We start from the raw sequence: 16,872 nt of genomic DNA on the forward strand, positions 1-16,872 counted from the left end.
CGCTGTGACAGCCCCTGACCCAGGGCGTCACAGCGGGCCTTCCTGGTGTCAGGAGTCGTGAAGGGCGGGCTGGTCGATGGGGAAGCCCAACTCGCTGATGCGTGTCACCTCGCCGGTGGCAATGGACGCGTTGGCTGCGATCCCGACCGCGATGCTCCGCAATCCGTCCAGGTAACCGGCGCGGCGTGAAAGCTTTTCTTCGCCGGCGAGGGATCCATACGTGCCCGGAGTCACCCCACCACGGAAGACGTCGTCGAGCAGTTTCAGGTCGCCGCCACCGTGTCCGCCCACGCCTTCGGGAATGGGAATCTCCACGGGCCGTTCAAAGTGCTTCTGCAGGAGCAGCCTGCTGGATCGCGGGCGCAGCGAGTCCCGTGCCGCCCCGTCAGCTGTCCCATCGTCTTGCGCGCTCGGGTCCACCGTTTGGTCCGCTCCCCGGGCACGGTGGGGCTTTTCCACCACGTCCAGTTCCAACCGGCCACGTGTTCCGTTGATGGCCACCCGATACCCCTCCCACGGCGCGTGTGCGTGCAGCGTGTAGGCCAGGCTGGCCCCGCTCCGGTAGCCCACCAGGACACTCATGTTGTCCTCTATGGTGACCCCGGGGGCAAACACGTCCTGGTTGCGGCGGTAGCCATCCACGTGCTCGGCATCCTTGAACAACTGCCGCATCCTGGGGTCGTTGCCAAGATCGAGGTCGAATCGTCCGTCGCGTGCTCCCGGGGAGGAAGCGCCGGCGTTGCCTTCCCCGTAGAACCGCAGCCCTCCCACAGCAAAAACTGTCTCCGGCACGCCGGATGTCCACCAGTTGACCAAGTCAAAATGGTGGGTGGCTTTATGGACCAGGAGGCCGCCGGACTTCTCTTTCTCCCGGTGCCAGCGCCGGAAATAATCCGCGCCGTGTCCGGTGTCCAGAAGCCACTCGAAATGGACTGAGGTCACGCTGCCGATTTCGCCGGCGTCGATCAGTTGGCGGACCAGGGTGTTCCTCGGTGAGTATCTGTAATTGAAAGTGACGGTGACATTGGCGGACGAGGCTGCGGCGGCCTCGGCGATCGCCGCGGCGTTCTGCGCATTGACGGTCAGGGGCTTCTCCACCACGACGTCCATGCCCAGCTTCAGCGCAGCCATCACGTACTCGTGGTGCGTGAAGTCCGGGGTGGTGATCACCACCGCGTCGGCACCCGTCTCGTCCCTCATGCGCTCCAACTCTGTGGGTGCATACGACGACGGCAGGGCGGCTCCTGGCCGGAACTGGCTAAAGAGGCGGTCGTAGTAAGCCATCCGTACCGGGTTGGAATCGACCCACGCCACCGGAGTGCCGACGTCGGAATGGCTTCCCAGCAGTGCCCTGACGTACATTTCGGAGCGGCTGCCCGTCCCGATAATGGCGTAGCGGCGAGGAGATTCTGCAGTGTGGCTCATGGCGCCTGCACCAGCCCTTCCCACGCCACGGTCCAGTCGGCCGGGAAGCCGGGTGCGTGGCGGTCCGGTCCGTTGTCCCAGCCTGCTGCCATGAGGGCCACCGCTGAGAGCAGACCGCCGTTGCCGGGGAGGTACAGGGGCAACGAGTCGGTCTGGCGGTTGTGCCCGTTGGCAAGGACTGTGTTCTTGCCGGCGCTCAGCAGCAGGGCATCCACCGCGGTTTCCGGGTCTTGGAGCCGTGCTGCGGTCATGGCCATCACGGGGTAGTCCCAGCCCCAGGTGCTGCCCCAGTCCCAATCGGCCAGAACACCGGCCAAGGTGGCGCGCATGATCTCCGGATCGATGATGTCGGTCAGGGGGAGAACGCCGAGGGCACACAGCATGGAGGGGTGGTCAGTGCGGATGGTGAAAGGCTCCACGTCGATTGCTGCGTAGACCCCATCCACCACACGGGGCGGCACCATGCCCTCTGCCACCTCGGACCACTCCGCCACAGGTTCGAGCCCGAGGCGTTCCCGCCAGGTCGCTGCCGTTCGCAGGCCCCATTGCCAATAGGCAAGCTCAAAGGTGGGGTTGGTGACCTTGGCGCGAATTGACCCGTAGCTTTCTTGGGCGGGAATCAAGGGTGGCCCCAGTTCGAAACCGCGGGAGGTGGGGTGCGCGAACGAGGCCATGAAGGCTGCTGACTCGAACACGATTTCCGCGAATTCCGCCAGGACTTCGCGGCTGGGGTTGGCCCGGTACACCAGTTCGGCCATGTGGATGGGGTGCGGCTGCTGCCAGATCAGGAAGGTCCCGATGGGGCTGGGGCTCTCCCGCCCGTCCGGTCCCACCTGCTTGGGCCAGCGAACGCCGTCGAATCCCTGCGCTTTGGCAGTTTGACGGGAGGTTTCCAGCACGCTGGAGTACCAGCGCAATGAGGGCAGGAGCAGCTCCACCCGGTTCCAGTGGGCAAAGTGCGCCCCATGCCACCAGTGCATCTCCAGATGGAAGCGGCCTCGCCATGAATTGCACACGAGCCCGGTTTCCTGGGGTGGCAACGAGCCCGAGCAATTGACCGCCGTGAGGTACTGGGAGAGCACAATTCGGCGTTCCAGCTCCTTGGCGCGGGGGTCGTCCGTGGCGTCCAGTTCGACCGCCCCGCCTGAGGTCCAGAATGCGGGCCAGTAGGTCCCGGAGGCCGTGATCACGAACTGCGCGGTGGAACGTTCGACGCCGTCAGTGGCCGCTGCCTGTCCACTCACCTGGTCCGCGTGGCTGGCAGGCTTGGTGGTTCCGCGGGGGATGCAGTCGCCGTCGCCGGCAGGGTGGAAGGCGACGGTGAAGTCCAGCACCCCTGCAGGGCCGGCATCACCCGTGGCGCCGGGAACTATGCGCAGCCGGTGTTCCTCTGGCTGTTCCACCTCCAGGCCCTGCCCGGTAACCACCACCTGGTACCGGGAGTCGTCCAGCGAGCGGTGGGCCTGCCAGGACGTTGTTCCGGGAGATGTTGTGGTGGTGGAGGGCCCGGTGAGGGTGGTGGTGTGGGCTTCTGGACGGTTCCAATCCGCCGCGTCATGCCAGGCTTCGGATCCGTAGGGAAAGCCGATGCTGACACTTAAGCCGGCGCCAACCGCCGTCGACTCGATACGGAAGCCTAGCTCATCACGGTAGGGGTGGCACGCCGTCGTCACTGTGACCTGGTGCCCGGCAAGGACGAAACGGCTGGTGACCGTTCCAGTCCAGAGGTCCAGTGTCTGCGCGGTTCCGGAGATGTCTGCCGCGGTGAGGGGGCGGTCAGTTCCCTCTTCGGTCCAACGGAAGCCGATGCGTCCCAGATCAAGTCGGTGTGCGTTGGCCCGCAGCCAAGTTTCGGCCCGGGAGGTACCGGTTTCCCTGTCGTTGACGATTCCGCCCACCATGTCCACATAGGGGACTGGGCCGCGCGGTGAATCGTAGAGGACCGTAGAGCCGGCCAGATCGTAGGGCCGGGGAGGTGGAACGGAATGCCAGCCCCATTGCGACTGCGTTCCCAGGAGTGTTCCCGGTGGCAGTTCGTCGCGCGCACCCACAGGGTACTCGGCGGGCAGCGACTGCAGCCCGGTGAGGTCCATGGTGAACGCGAACTCGCCATTGCCAACGGACACCGGACTGCGCGGGTCCAACTGGTGCTGGCGGACGTTGTGCCGTTGGACCAGCGCTTTGCGGTCGATGGCGGGGGATTGCGGACTCTTGCTGTGGCTGTGCACTCTGCACGCCCTCCTGATGCTGTCTGCTTTGACTGCTGCTGGGGACAATCCGGTCAAATGGCGTCCGGTGCAGGTCTCCGTCAGCGGTCAGCCGACATGAGAAACCGTTTTCCGAAACGATTCAATCCTTGTCGTGGTGTACGTGGCTGTCAACCCCCCCACATGGCGGAGTCCGGGATGTCCTGCTCTCAAGGGGCCAGGGTCACCGTGTCCTCACGCTCGATCAGCCGAAAGAAGGATGCGCGCTCATGGGGGCTTTTGTTGGGCTGATGGAGGGTTAGGAAGAGGCTGCCATCCAAGTGCCGTCCGATCATTCCGTGGCCGCCGTCAGTGCCCCACAGTGGTTCGGCTTCCTGGGCCCACGGGCCAAGCACGGTTCCTGATTCACTGCGGGCGATGCCCATGGAATAGCCATGGTCGCCAAAACTGGACCACAGCATGATGAGGTTTCCGCTAGCGAGGCGGAACAGGAAGGGCCCATCGGTGACGTAGACGGGGAACTCGCGGTCACTGGCGGAGGGGGCGTCCAGCGCACGCGACCACGGTGCCTCCGAGGCGCTGAAGAGGAAGACCGGCACGCCCACGGCCGTGCGAAGGTCCGGGCTGAGCCGCTGGGCCAGCATGGCGCCGTCGTGCACCTGCTTCCACTCATGGCAGAAAACCATCCAGGGGTTTCCTTCCGCGTCCACGTGGAGGGTGCCGTCCAGGCATTGCCAATGGGCTGGAGTGACGGGGCCATCGCTCCACGGCGTGTAGGGTCCTTCCGGTTTTTCGGCGGAGAGTATCTGCGTTCCACGAAGGCGTCCCGGGGCAGTGAAGGTGGCAAACAGGTAAAAGCGGCCATGGTACTCGTGGACCTCGGGTGCCCAGTACTGCTCCTGGCTCCAGAAGTCGGCGGCGGGGCGGAAGGCTTCGATGGGGCCCTCCCAGTTCAACAAATCAGTGCTGCGGTAGCAGTCGAATCCGGTGGCCTGTCCGGACCAGATGTTCTTATCAGTGCTGCCGAAGAGGAGGTATTGCCCTGAGTCCGCTTGGGTGAGGACAAACGGGTCGCGGATCTGGATGTCGTCCAGGCGTGGGGACATGGCGTACTCCTTGGGGCTACGAAATAGTTCATGGTCAAAACTATTGACGGTTCCTATGACCCTTGATACGTTTCAGGAACCGTTTTCTCATGATTTGAAAGAAGCTTACCCAATGGCGCGTAAATCTCTCCGTCGTATGCGAAAGTCCATAGCTATCCTGGCCACCGTCGGCATGCTCGGCATGACTGTGGCCTGCTCGGGTCCCTCCTCCAACCAGTCCGAAGACGGCCCTGTGGAGATCCGGTTCTCCTGGTGGGGCAACGCCACCCGGGCCGAACTGACCAACAAGGCCATCAAGGAATTCGAGGCCGCCAACCCCAACATCAAGGTCAAGCCGGAATACGGTGATATTGGCGGCTACTTCGACAAACTGGCCACCCAAGTGGCTGCCAACGATGCTCCCGACGTCATCACCATGGGTGGTGCGTACCCTGCCGAATACGCCAACCGTGGCGCACTCCTGGATCTGTCTACGGTGGAGGGCGCACTGGACCTCTCCAAAATGGACCAGGGAGCGCTGGAAAACGGGCAGGTCCAAGGCAAGCAGTACGGTGTGTCCACGGGGGCCAATGCATTGGCGATCGTTGTAAACCCAGCAGTGTTCCAGGCCGCCGGTGTTGCCCTTCCCGATGACAGCACCTGGTCATGGGACGACTTCGCCCGGACCGCCGCGGACATCACGGCAAAAAGCCCCAAGGGCACCTATGGGACAGCCACCGTCCTCACGCACGACTCCCTGGATGCCTTCGCCCGACAACGCGGCAAGTCCTTGTACACCCAGGACGGTCAGCTGGGGCTGGACAAGGACACCGTCAAGGAATATTTCGACTTCTCGCTGAGGCTCAGTGAATCAGGCGCAGCCCCCAGCGCCTCCGAGACAGTTGAGAAGCTCAATGTCAGCACTGAGCAAACCCTCATGGGTATGGGGCAGGCGGGCATGATGCTCACGTGGACCAACTCCCTGACGGCCCTCAGCAAAGCTTCCGGGGCCGAGCTGAAGCTGCTTAAGCTTCCCGGTGAAAAACCGACCCCCGGCATCTGGCTGCAGTCCTCGCAGTTCTACACGATCTCAGCCCGCAGCAAGCACACGGAGGCCGCCGCCAAGCTGGTCAGCTTCATGGTGAACAACGAGGCCGCGGCCAAGATCATCCAGAGTGACCGTGGCGTACCCAGCAACGCCGGAATGCGCATGGCGATCCAGGATCTGCTGACACCGCAGGGAAAGGTTGAAGCTGCCTACATTGACCAGATCGGCAAGATGGACTTCGCTCCCACCTTCATTGGTCCTACGGGTTCCACCGCCGTATCGGAGATCACGGCCCGCATCAATACCGAAGTTCTCTTCAAGCGGCTTTCCCCGGAAAAGGCTGCCGACCAATGGCTCAGCGAGAGCAAGGCAGCCATCGGCAAGTAGCACCCAACTCAGTCGCAGCAGAGCGCGTTTTGAGGGCTCAGAACGCGCTCTGCTGCTACCTACTTGGACGGGTACGGGCCTTTAGTTGGAGTCGCGGACTTCCATGTAGGGGTCTGCCCATGCACCGATGATGCGCGCTACCCGTGCTGCCTGGCCCCTACCGGTCAGGAGGTGCTCGCTTCCCTCGAGGGAGATGAAACTCCGGGGATGGCGGGCAGTCTGGAAAATTTCGCTGGCGTTATCGATCCCCACGGTGTTGTCAGTGGGGGAGTGCATCACCATCAAGGGCTTGTGCAGGGTGCGGATGCAGTCACGCAGGTCAGCGCGTTCCACGTCCTCCACAAAGTGGCGCCGAACCTCCATGGGGCGTCCACCAAGGTCCACCACGGCGCTGCCATCCCGGAGGATGTCCTCGATCTCGGTGTCGAACATGTGCTCCACATGCTTGGGTTCGTAGGGCGCGGCAACCGTCACCACGGCATTGAGTCCGGGAATGTCGCGCGCTGCGGCCAATACAGCGGCACCCCCGAACGAGTGGCCAACCAGCAAAGAAATGCCCCGGCCCTGCTCCTGCATGAACCCGGCAGCGAGGATGGTGTCGGCCACCTTGACGCTGAAGGATCCAGCCGACCACTCACCGGCAGAGCCACCCAGCCCCAGGTTGTCAAAGCGAAGCATGCCGATTCCCTGGTCCGCCAGGCCCTTGCAGATGCGCGATGCTGCAGGGCTGTCCTTGCCAAGGGTCAGGCCATGCGAGTACAAGCCCCAGCCGCGGACAGGACCTTCCGGGACGTCGATGATGCCGGCCAGGGTGTCGCCGGTGCTTCCCGTGAAGCTGATCTTCTCAGAGCGTGACACGCTGGTCTCCTTGTCTTGCCAGCACCGGTTGCGGTGGTGGATGGGCGTCTGTGGACTGGTACGGCACTGGATTAACGACGACGGCGCCACTCACCATCAGTGGTGAGCGGCGCCGTCGTCGTGCTGTTCTTGAAAGAAACTGCTGAACTAGATCTTGCGGGCCAGGATGGCCTGCTTGACCTCGGCGATTGCCTGGGTCACCTGGATGCCGCGGGGGCATGCTTCCGAGCAGTTGAAGGTGGTGCGGCAACGCCACACGCCTTCTTTGTCGTTCAGGATCTCAAGGCGCATGTCGCCAGCGTCATCGCGCGAATCAAAGATGAAGCGGTGGGCGTTGACGATCGCGGCCGGACCAAAGTACTGGCCGTCGGTCCAGAAGACCGGGCAGGACGAGGTGCAGGCAGCGCAAAGGATGCACTTGGTGGTGTCATCAAAGCGCTCACGGTCCTCAACGGACTGCAGACGTTCCTTGGTGGGCTCGTGGCCCTTGTTGATCAGGAACGGCATGACTTCGCGGAAGGACTGGAAGAAGGGTTCCATGTCCACGATCAGGTCCTTCTCCACGGGGAGGCCCTTGATCGGCTCGACGGTGATGGGCTTGGAGGTGTCCAGGTCCTTCAGCAGCGTCTTGCAGGCGAGGCGGTTGCGGCCATTGATGCGCATGGCATCCGAGCCACACACGCCGTGGGCGCAGGAACGGCGGAAGGAAACGCTGCCGTCAATCTCCCACTTGACCTTGTGGAGGGCATCCAACACGCGGTCCGTGCCGTACATGGTCAGCTTGTAATCATCCCAGCGTGCCTCTTCCGAGATTTCGGGATCGTAGCGACGCACGCGGAGCGTGATGTGGAATGTGGGGATTTCACCGTCGCCGGCAACGCTTGCCGGGAGCTCGATCTTGGAAGCGGGCTCTGCCATTTCGGTGGTCATTAGTACTTACGCTCCATCGGCTCGTAACGGGTAAAGATCACGGGCTTCGTCTCAAGACGGATGCCCGCAACAGATTCCGCCGAGGAGTCGACGGTGACGGAAGTGTCCAGGTAAGCCATGGAGTGCTTCATGAACTTTTCGTCATTGCGGTCCGGGAAGTCCTCGCGGTAGTGGCCACCACGTGACTCTTCACGGTGCAGTGCACCAACGGTCATGACCTTGGCCATGTCCAGGAGGAAGCCCAGCTCCACTGCTTCCAGGAGATCCAGGTTGAAGCGCTTGCCCTTGTCCTGAACCGTGACGTGCTTGTACCGCTCTTCGAAGGAAGCGATGTCGCGGAGGACCTGTTCCAGGGATTCCTTGGTGCGGAACACCTGCATGTTGGCGTCCATGGTGTCCTGCAGTTCCTTGCGGATCTGCGCCACACGCTCGGTGCCGTTGCCTTCCAGCAAGCCGCTGAGGATGCCACGGGTCATTGCCTCGGGGTCCTCGGGGAGCTCAACAAAGTCAGCTGTCTTGGAGTACTCCGCAGCGGCGATACCGGCGCGCTTACCGAAGACGTTGATGTCCAGGAGCGAGTTGGTGCCGAGGCGGTTGGAACCGTGTACGGAGACACAAGCAACTTCACCGGCTGCGTAGAGGCCCGGGACGATGGTGTCGTTGTCCTGGAGCACCTCAGTGGTGATGTTGGTGGGGATGCCGCCCATGGCGTAGTGCGCGGTGGGGAACACGGGGACGGGATCCGTGAACGGTTCCACACCAAGGTAGGTGCGGGCGAACTCCGTAATGTCCGGAAGTTTGGCCTCGATGTGGGCAGGCTCAAGGTGCGTCAGGTCCAGGAGGACGTAGTCCTTGTTAGGGCCACAACCGCGGCCTTCACGCACTTCGTTGGCCATGGCGCGGGCCACGATGTCACGGGGTGCAAGGTCCTTGATGGTGGGGGCGTAGCGCTCCATGAAGCGCTCACCCTCGGAGTTACGCAGGATGGCACCTTCACCACGTGCACCCTCGGTCAGGAGGATGCCCAGGCCGGCAAGGCCGGTCGGGTGGAACTGGAAGAACTCCATGTCTTCCAGGGGGATACCGCGGCGGAACGCAATGCCCATGCCGTCGCCCGTGAGGGTGTGGGCGTTGGACGTGGTCTTGAAGACCTTGCCGGCGCCGCCGGAGGCGAACACTACGGACTTGGCCTGGAAGACGTGCAGTTCACCGGAGGCCAGGTCATAGGAGACAACGCCGGCAACACGCTTCTGCTTGTACGGGGTACCGTCTTCGCGCACTGCGTCTTCTTCGACGATCAGCAGGTCAAGGACGTAGTACTCGTTGTAGAACTCAACGTTGTGCTTGACGCAGTTTTGGTACAGCGTCTGGAGGATCATGTGACCGGTACGGTCAGCTGCGTAACATGCACGGCGGACTGGAGCCTTGCCGTGGTCACGGGTGTGGCCACCGAAGCGGCGCTGGTCAATCCGGCCCTCGGGCGTGCGGTTGAACGGAAGGCCCATCTTTTCCAGGTCCAACACGGCGTCAATGGCTTCCTTCGCCATGACCTCGGCGGCATCCTGGTCAACCAGGTAGTCGCCACCCTTGATGGTGTCAAAGGTGTGCCACTCCCAGTTGTCCTCTTCGACGTTGGCCAGTGCTGCGCACATTCCACCCTGGGCTGCACCTGTGTGCGAGCGGGTGGGATAGAGCTTGGTCAGTACCGCGGTGCGTGCTCGCTGACCGGATTCGATCGCGGCGCGCATGCCGGCGCCACCTGCACCGACAATGACGACGTCGTACTTATGGACCTGCATACCAGATGCTCTCTCTTTCAAAAATTCAGATGGTCGGCGGAGGCTGCTCCGCTACGTCAGGCGAACCGGTTCACTCGGGGGAGTAACCCGGAAGGCGCCGCTACGGGGCCGGGCAGAAACCGCCAGGCAACTGAACGCCGTCGACGACGGGGCACGGGTTGAAGGTGAAGATCACCAGCGTGCCAAGGATGATGATGACCAAGGTGGCCGCGTAGAGGACCATCTTCAGCCAGAAGCGCGTGGAATCCTTCTCGGCGTAGTCGTTGATGATGGTGCGGACACCGTTGGTGCCGTGCAGCATGGCAAGCCACAGCATGGCCAGGTCCCAGAACTGCCAGAAAGGATCGGCCCACTTGCCGGCTACGAAACCGAAGTCGATCGCATGGATGCCCTCGCCTACCAGCAGGTTCACGAACAGGTGGCCGAAGATCAGCACCACCAGGACGATGCCGGAGAGGCGCATGAAGAGCCAGGCGATCATTTCGAAGTTGCCACGGCTGGTGCCGGTGCGGTTGTACTTCGGTGCGATCTTGCCGCTCCCGATTTTTCCACTGCGTGGGGATTCGATGGTTGTCATGGCTTAGTGGCCTCCCAGCGCGAGGGAAAGGTGGCGGATAGCGAAGCCTGCGAACGTGACAAGCCACAGTGCAAGCACGACCCACAGCAGCTGGCGCTGGTACTTCGCGCCCTTCTTCCAGAAGTCGATGGCAATCACACGCAGGCCGTTGAAGGCGTGGAAGATGATCGCGGCGACCAGGCCCGTTTCACCCAGGGCCATGAGGGGGTTCTTGTAGGCGCCAATGACGGCGGTGTAGGCCTCAGGGGACACGCGCACCAATGAGGTGTCCAGCACATGGACCAACAAGAAGAAAAAGATCACTACACCTGTAATGCGGTGTCCAACCCAGGACCACATGCCTTCACGGCCGCGGTACAAGGTGCCAGCTGGTTTTGTCGGCACTGATTAAACCTTCCTGCAACACAGCGGCGCTGGCATGGGATCCACGCGGGGGGAACGCCTGCTGCGAGAGCACTCGTAGCTCACGCCTAAATCTAGGCTTCGCTAACAGCATATTCAATTTAGGACGGGCTTCTCTCCTTGTTAATTCCATGTTTCCTGCCGATATTCAGGCGATTTTTGGGAACTGGCTGAGACGAACGCCACACGTGTGTCCTGCTGCAGGGCTTCCCGCCGGCACAGGATAAAGTGTTGCGGTGAGTACAGAAGACGCGAAATACCCGGAATCGCCATTGAACCGCTTCCATGCGGTTATTCCGGCGGGCGGTGTGGGGACCCGGCTATGGCCACTCTCGCGTGCCGCTGCGCCCAAGTTCCTCCACGACCTGACCGGTTCCGGCAGCACGTTGTTGAGGGCTACCTATGACCGCCTGGAACCGCTGGCCGGTAAACGGGTCCTTGTTGTTACCGGTGAGGCGCACCGCGCCGCCGTGTGCCGCCAACTCCCCGAAATAGGTGACGACGAACTGGTGCTGGAGAGCGAGCCGAAGGACTCCGGCGCTGCAATCGGCCTTGCCGCCGCCATCCTTTACCGCCGCGATCCTGACACCATCATGGGTTCGTTCGCTGCAGACCAGGTCATCAGCCCGGACGATCTCTTCCTGGAGACCGTGCGCGAGGCAATCTTTACCGCGGCCACTGGCAAGATCGTCACCATCGGCATCAAGCCCACCCACCCCTCTACCGGATTCGGTTACATCCGCTCCGGTGCGGCCCTGAACGTGGAAGGCGCCCCGAACGCGCTTGCTGTTGCGGAATTCGTGGAAAAGCCCAGCCAGGAAGTGGCCAACAAATACGTCGAGGCAGGGGATTACGTCTGGAACGCGGGCATGTTCGTTGCCCCCGTGGCGCTTATGCTCCGGCACCTTGAGGCCAATCAGCCTGAACTGTTCAAGGGCCTTCAGGAAATCGCTGAGGCCTGGGATACGCCGCAGCGCGCCGAAGTGACCTCGCGCGTGTGGCCAACACTGCCGAAAATCGCCATTGATTACGCTGTGGCGGAGCCAGCAGCGGAAGCCGGCGATGTCGCCGTCGTGCCTGGTACTTTCCGATGGGACGACGTTGGCGACTTCGCCGCGATCGGCCGCCTTAACAACGCAGGCGACGTCGACGAAGTGACGGTGCTGGGTGAGGGGGCCCGTGTGTTCGCCGAGAACGCCAGCGGCGTGGTGGTCTCCGATACCAAGCGCGTTATTGCCTTGATCGGCATCAAGGACGTGGTCATTGTGGACACGCCGGACGCGCTCCTTGTCACCACCAAGGAACACGCGCAACTGGTCAAGGGCACTGTTGACGCCCTGAAGGCCAGCGGCGATACGGACGTGCTGTAGTACATCTGCTTATACCGTGAGCCACCTCTTTGGTTGTCCTGCGTCTGAACGCAGCGTAACCAAGAGGTGGCTTTCGTTCTTCAGGTGCCGCGCATGGCTAGAGTTGTGACGTGCGCAATTACACGACTGAAACCGAGCCCGCTCCCGTTGTGAGTCCTTGGGTTGATGAACTGCTCCCCGGACTGATCGAGTTCAGGAGGGACCTCCACGCGCACCCGGAGTTGTCCTTCAAGGAATTCCGCACCACGGACAAGCTCGTGGAGCGGCTGGAAGCAGCCGGGCTGAAGCCGCGGCGTCTGGATGAGACCGGACTGACGGTTGACGTGGGTGAGGGCCCCATTGCCACTGCCCTTCGCGGGGACATCGACGCATTGCCGATCATTGAGGAAACCGGCCTGCCCTTCGCGTCGAAGAACCATGGCGTTACGCATGCGTGCGGGCATGACGTCCACACCACCGCCATGCTGGGCATCGCCTTGACGCTGCAGCGGATGCACAAGAACAACCCGCTGGGTGGCACGGTACGGATCATCTTCCAGCCGGCCGAGGAAACCATGCCGGGCGGCGCCCTGTCCTGCATTGAGCAGGGTGTGCTTGAGGGCGTGCCGCGCATCCTTGCGCTGCACTGCGATCCGAGGATTAATGTGGGGCAGATCGGCACCCGCATTGGTGCCATCACTTCGGCCTCGGACACCATCAAAATTGAGCTTTCCGGCCGCGGCGGCCACACATCACGGCCGCATCTGACCGAGGACCTTGTGTTCGCGTTGGCCCAGATTGCGGTCAATGTGCCGGCAGTGCTTTCCCGCCGGGTGGATGTCCGCAGCGGTGTGTCGGTGGTGTGGGGCCAAATTTCCGCTGGTTCCGCGCCGAATGCCATACCGGGCTCCGGCTATATGGCCGGGACCATGCGCTGCCTGGACCGTGATGCCTGGCATAGCGCGGGGGAGTTGCTGGACGACGTGGTCCGGCAGGTTGCCGCGCCCTACGGCGTTGATGTGCACCTGGAACACACCCGCGGTGTGCCGCCCGTGGTGAACTCTGAGCATGAGACCGCCCTCATTGAAGCCTCTGCCCGCGCTGAGCTGGGTGAGAACGCAGTGGTCCTCACGCCGCAGTCCATGGGTGGCGAGGACTTCGCCTGGTTCCTTGCCGACATTCCGGGTGCCATGATGCGCCTGGGCACGCACACTCCTGGCGGCGAAGAGTACGACCTCCACCGCGGTGACTTCATTGTTGACGAGCGCGCCCTCGGATACGCCATCCGCGTCCTGACCGCCGCCGCCCTCCGCACCATCCGCGACCTCGAGCAGTAAACCCAACTAAGTCCGCAGTTAAGCGCGTTTTGACCCCTCAAAACGCGCTTAACTGCGACTCAGTTGGGTTCTTGTGGATGGGATGAGTTGTGCACAATTGAATTGTGCACTATCGTTTTAGTCATGAGTGATGCACCCCGCCTCCGCCACCAGGTCTGCTTTGCGCTGTACTCGGCGTCCAAAGCGGCGACGGCGGTCTACCGCCCCGTGCTGGAGGAGCTCGGCCTGACCTATCCGCAGTACCTGGTGATGCTGGTCCTCTGGGAGCAGGAGCCACGGAGTGTCCGTGACCTTGGTTCGGAACTGGGCTTGGATTCCGGAACGTTGTCCCCCCTGCTCAAGCGCCTGGAGGCCATGGGACTGGTGGAACGCCACCGCTCGGCCGAGGATGAGCGCCGGGTGGATGTAGTCCTGACCGACGCAGGCACCGCCTTGAGCGCCAACGCCCAGGCTGTACCCCAGCGCCTCGCTGACGCTGCCGGCCTCTCGGCCGAGGAAATCGGGCAGCTGCACGCCACGCTCGGCAAGCTCACGGCAGCGCTGAACAGCTCACTCTGAACAGACCTCCCGGAAAATCCCGGGACATCCCTTCCCTAAGAGAACGGAAACACCATGAAGACTCTCTACACTGCTGAGGCACTGGCCTCCGGCGAAGGCCGCGACGGCAACGCCCGCACCAATGATGGCAAGCTGGATGTCGCACTTGCCAGCCCCAAGGAGCTCGGCGGAAACGGCGAAGGCACCAATCCGGAGCAGCTCTTCGCCGCCGGTTACGCAGCCTGCTTCCACTCCGCCTTGCGGTTGGTAGGGCGCAAGGAGCGCGTTGACCTGACCGATTCGGCCGTCGCCGCCAGGATCCACATCGGCCCGCTGACCGACAGCGAAGGCTTCGGCCTCGCTGCCGAACTGGAAATCGCCCTGCCTGCCCTGGACCGCGAAACGGCTGAGCAACTCATGCACAAAGCGCACCAGGTGTGCCCTTACTCCAACGCCACCCGCGGCAACATGGCCGTAGACCTCAAGCTCGTGGAGTTCGCAGCATGAGCGCCGTTTCCATGCCCGTAGAAACCCGCGAAATCCAGCTCGCTTCCCGCCCCAAGGGCCGCCCGGTGGCAGATAACTTCCGGCTCACCCAGGCCCAGCTGCCTGAGCTCGGCGACGGACAGATCCTGGTCAAGAACCAATTCATGTCCGTTGACCCCTACATGCGTGGGCGCATGAACGACGTCAAGTCGTACTCGGCTCCGTTCCAGATCGATGCAGCGCTCGACGGCGGTGCGGTGGGCGAGGTGATCGCGTCCCGTTCGGACGCGCACGAGGTGGGTGACGTCGTCGTGCATTCACTCGGATGGCGCGAGCACGCAGTAGTGGATGCCGCAGCCACCACCCCGGTCCCCAGTGGGCTTGCTCCCACCTCCGCGTTCCTTGGCGCCTTGGGCATGACCGGCCTCACTGCCTACTCCGGTCTGCTCAAAGTGGCGGAGTTCAAGGAAGGCGAAGTTGTGTTCGTCTCCGGCGCCGCAGGTGCCGTGGGTTCCATGGTGGGCCAGATTGCCAAGGCCATGGGCGCTTCCAGGGTCATCGGCAGTGCCGGATCGCCGGAAAAGGTTGCCCGCCTGCTGGAGCTCGGCTTCGACGCCGCCTTCAACTACAACGATGGTCCGGTCCTTGACCAGCTGCGTGAAGCAGCAGGGGAGCGCGGGATCGACGTGTACTTCGACAACGTTGGTGGCGAGCACCTTGAGGCTGCGTTGGCAACCTTGACTGTGGGCGGGCGCATTGCCATGTGCGGTGCGATCGCACAGTACAACTCCACCGAGCCTCCCGCAGCTCCCCGCAACCTCATGCAGGCAATCGGCAAGCAGCTGACCATGCGCGGATTCCTGGTGGGCGGCCAGCGTCAGCACGCTGCCGAGTTCGCCCAGAAGATGGCCGGCTGGTTGGCCGATGGCTCAGTGAGCTATGACGAGACGATCGTTGACGGTCTGGAGAATGCGCCGCAGGCATTCATGGACCTTCTGGACGGTGCCAACACCGGCAAGATGCTGGTCCGGCTCTAATTTAGAGCCCAGCGCCACGTGACTTGCGCACCCGGCTACTGCTTGGTAACAAAAGGTCAACAATCTGACCTGGAGGGATCATTTGTGGTAGCTGGGTGTGTTCCAGGCCACTAGTGTTGGTTTCATCAATGCGCTTCGGCGCAGCTGCGAGCATCAGTGAAAACAGAGTTTCTGCCTCAGGTATAGGAAACGGACACTCATTGACCATCCGTCGTAGCGCCATCACTTTCTTCCTGGAGGAAAATTGAAGAAACCACTGCGTGCCACCCTGAAGCGCGGTTCAATGGCCGGTGTTGCCACCCTCGGTGCAGCCGCGCTCCTGCTGACCAGCTGTGGCCAGGCTCCCGACGCCGGATCCGGCGCGGCCACCAAGAGCGACTTTGTGGGTTGCATCGTCTCTGACTCCGGCGGATTCGATGACCAGTCCTTCAACCAGTCCTCCTTCGAGGGCCTCAAGAAGGCTGAAACCGACCTCGGCATCACCGTAAAGTCGGCCGAATCCAAGGCCAACAGCGATTTCGAGACCAACCTGAACGGCATGATCTCGGCCGGTTGCAACCTCACCGTGACGGTGGGCTTCCTCCTGGGCGACGCCACCAAGGCCGCCGCGGAGAAGAACACGGACAAGCACTTCGCGATCGTGGACTACACGTACGAGACCCCGATCGCCAACGTCAAGCCGATTGTCTATGACACGGCACAGGCGGCCTACCTCGCAGGATATGCGGCCGCGGCCACCACCAAGACCGGCAAGGTAGGTACCTTCGGCGGCATTAAGATCCCCACGGTCACCATCTTCATGGATGGCTTCTACGACGGTGTTCAGGCCTACAACAAGGCCAAAAACAAGACTGTCCAGGTAGTCGGCTGGGACAAGACCACCCAGGATGGCTCCTTCACGGGCGACTTCGAGAAGCAGGACACCGGCAAGCAGGTCACCATCAACCTGTTGGACCAGGGCGCGGACATCATCATGCCCGTGGCCGGACCGGTGGGCAAGGGTGCCGGTGCTGCGCTGAAGGAAGCCAAGGCTGCCGGCAAGGACGTCAAGCTCATCTGGGTTGACTCCGATGGCTACCTGACCGCTCCTGAGTACAAGGACCTGATGCTGACCTCCGTGGTCAAGCAGATGGGCGAAGCCGTCGAAGCAGTGGTCAAGGACGATACCGAAGGCAAATTCAACAACGCAGCCTACGTGGGCACCCTGGAGAACGATGGCGTTGCCATCGCTCCGTTCCACGACTTCGACTCCGCTGTGACCGCAGAGACCAAGTCCGAGCTTGATGCCCTCAAGGCGGACATCGTCTCCGGCAAGCTGGTTGTCGAATCGGCAGCGAGCCCCAAGAAGTAATTCAATTCCTGGACGCGCCGCCAGTACCGAGCCCCGGTACTGGCGGCGCGTTTTTGC

General features: G+C 62.6%; 15 protein-coding genes. 7 read left to right on the forward strand and 8 right to left on the reverse strand.

Annotated elements, in window-relative coordinates:
- Positions 1-48: 48 nt before the first annotated feature.
- The 3 genes from MOD31_RS18190 to MOD31_RS18200 all read right to left on the reverse strand — a co-directional run bounded on the left by MOD31_RS18190 (position 49) and on the right by MOD31_RS18200 (position 4,738).
- Entirely contained in the window at positions 49-1,425 is a 1,377-nt protein-coding gene (locus tag MOD31_RS18190) for a Gfo/Idh/MocA family protein (RefSeq protein WP_250821289.1), read from the reverse strand.
- Entirely contained in the window at positions 1,422-3,518 is a 2,097-nt protein-coding gene (locus MOD31_RS18195; protein ID WP_284705509.1) for a hypothetical protein, read from the reverse strand. The genes MOD31_RS18190 and MOD31_RS18195 overlap by 4 nt, the downstream gene beginning before the upstream one ends.
- Before the next feature lie 323 nt (positions 3,519-3,841).
- A complete protein-coding gene (locus MOD31_RS18200; RefSeq protein WP_250821291.1) occupies positions 3,842-4,738 on the reverse strand; it encodes a glycoside hydrolase family 43 protein in 897 nt (298 codons plus the stop codon).
- Between the two features lie 112 nt (positions 4,739-4,850).
- Between MOD31_RS18200 and MOD31_RS18205 the strand changes: the two genes are divergently transcribed.
- On the forward strand, positions 4,851-6,152 hold the full coding sequence (locus MOD31_RS18205) for an ABC transporter substrate-binding protein (protein WP_250821292.1): 1,302 nt from the start codon (positions 4,851-4,853) through the stop codon (positions 6,150-6,152).
- Between the two features lie 81 nt (positions 6,153-6,233).
- Here MOD31_RS18205 and MOD31_RS18210 read toward each other — a convergent pair whose 3' ends face one another.
- From MOD31_RS18210 to sdhC, 5 genes are all read right to left on the reverse strand, one after another.
- Positions 6,234-7,010 (reverse strand): S9 family peptidase, encoded by a 777-nt coding sequence (locus MOD31_RS18210; RefSeq protein WP_142939922.1) that lies wholly within the window; start codon positions 7,008-7,010, stop codon positions 6,234-6,236.
- Between the two features lie 147 nt (positions 7,011-7,157).
- On the reverse strand, positions 7,158-7,940 hold the full coding sequence (locus tag MOD31_RS18215; protein ID WP_142939921.1) for a succinate dehydrogenase iron-sulfur subunit: 783 nt from the start codon (positions 7,938-7,940) through the stop codon (positions 7,158-7,160).
- Positions 7,940-9,739, reverse strand: a complete 1,800-nt coding sequence (sdhA, locus tag MOD31_RS18220) for a succinate dehydrogenase flavoprotein subunit (protein WP_142939920.1) — start codon at positions 9,737-9,739, stop codon at positions 7,940-7,942. Before sdhA ends, MOD31_RS18215 begins: the two co-directional genes overlap by 1 nt.
- Before the next feature lie 100 nt (positions 9,740-9,839).
- Positions 9,840-10,316, reverse strand: a complete 477-nt coding sequence (locus MOD31_RS18225) for a succinate dehydrogenase hydrophobic membrane anchor subunit (protein ID WP_142939919.1) — start codon at positions 10,314-10,316, stop codon at positions 9,840-9,842.
- A 3-nt stretch (positions 10,317-10,319) separates the two neighbouring features.
- On the reverse strand, positions 10,320-10,700 hold the full coding sequence (gene sdhC, locus MOD31_RS18230; protein ID WP_011773978.1) for a succinate dehydrogenase, cytochrome b556 subunit: 381 nt from the start codon (positions 10,698-10,700) through the stop codon (positions 10,320-10,322).
- 254 nt (positions 10,701-10,954) lie between these two features.
- Here sdhC and MOD31_RS18235 point away from each other — a divergent pair, with 254 nt between their 5' ends.
- The 6 genes from MOD31_RS18235 (at position 10,955) to MOD31_RS18260 (ending at position 16,815) form a co-directional block, all read left to right on the forward strand.
- A complete protein-coding gene (locus MOD31_RS18235; RefSeq protein ID WP_250821293.1) occupies positions 10,955-12,088 on the forward strand; it encodes a mannose-1-phosphate guanylyltransferase in 1,134 nt (377 codons plus the stop codon).
- Between the two features lie 110 nt (positions 12,089-12,198).
- Positions 12,199-13,404: an amidohydrolase gene (locus MOD31_RS18240; protein WP_166841459.1), complete on the forward strand. Its 1,206-nt coding sequence runs from the start codon at positions 12,199-12,201 to the stop codon at positions 13,402-13,404.
- Between the two features lie 123 nt (positions 13,405-13,527).
- A complete protein-coding gene (locus MOD31_RS18245; RefSeq protein WP_166841458.1) occupies positions 13,528-13,962 on the forward strand; it encodes a MarR family winged helix-turn-helix transcriptional regulator in 435 nt (144 codons plus the stop codon).
- Between the two features lie 54 nt (positions 13,963-14,016).
- Complete coding sequence (locus MOD31_RS18250; RefSeq protein WP_142939915.1) at positions 14,017-14,448, forward strand: organic hydroperoxide resistance protein; 432 nt, start codon at positions 14,017-14,019, stop codon at positions 14,446-14,448.
- Positions 14,445-15,464, forward strand: coding sequence for an NADP-dependent oxidoreductase (locus tag MOD31_RS18255; RefSeq protein WP_250821294.1), 1,020 nt, complete (start codon positions 14,445-14,447; stop codon positions 15,462-15,464). Before MOD31_RS18250 ends, MOD31_RS18255 begins: the two co-directional genes overlap by 4 nt.
- 283 nt (positions 15,465-15,747) lie before the next feature.
- Positions 15,748-16,815: a BMP family protein gene (locus MOD31_RS18260; RefSeq protein WP_142939974.1), complete on the forward strand. Its 1,068-nt coding sequence runs from the start codon at positions 15,748-15,750 to the stop codon at positions 16,813-16,815.
- Positions 16,816-16,872 lie beyond the last annotated feature (57 nt).

Source organism: Paenarthrobacter sp. TYUT067 (genome assembly GCF_023656375.1).
GTDB lineage: Bacteria > Actinomycetota > Actinomycetes > Actinomycetales > Micrococcaceae > Arthrobacter.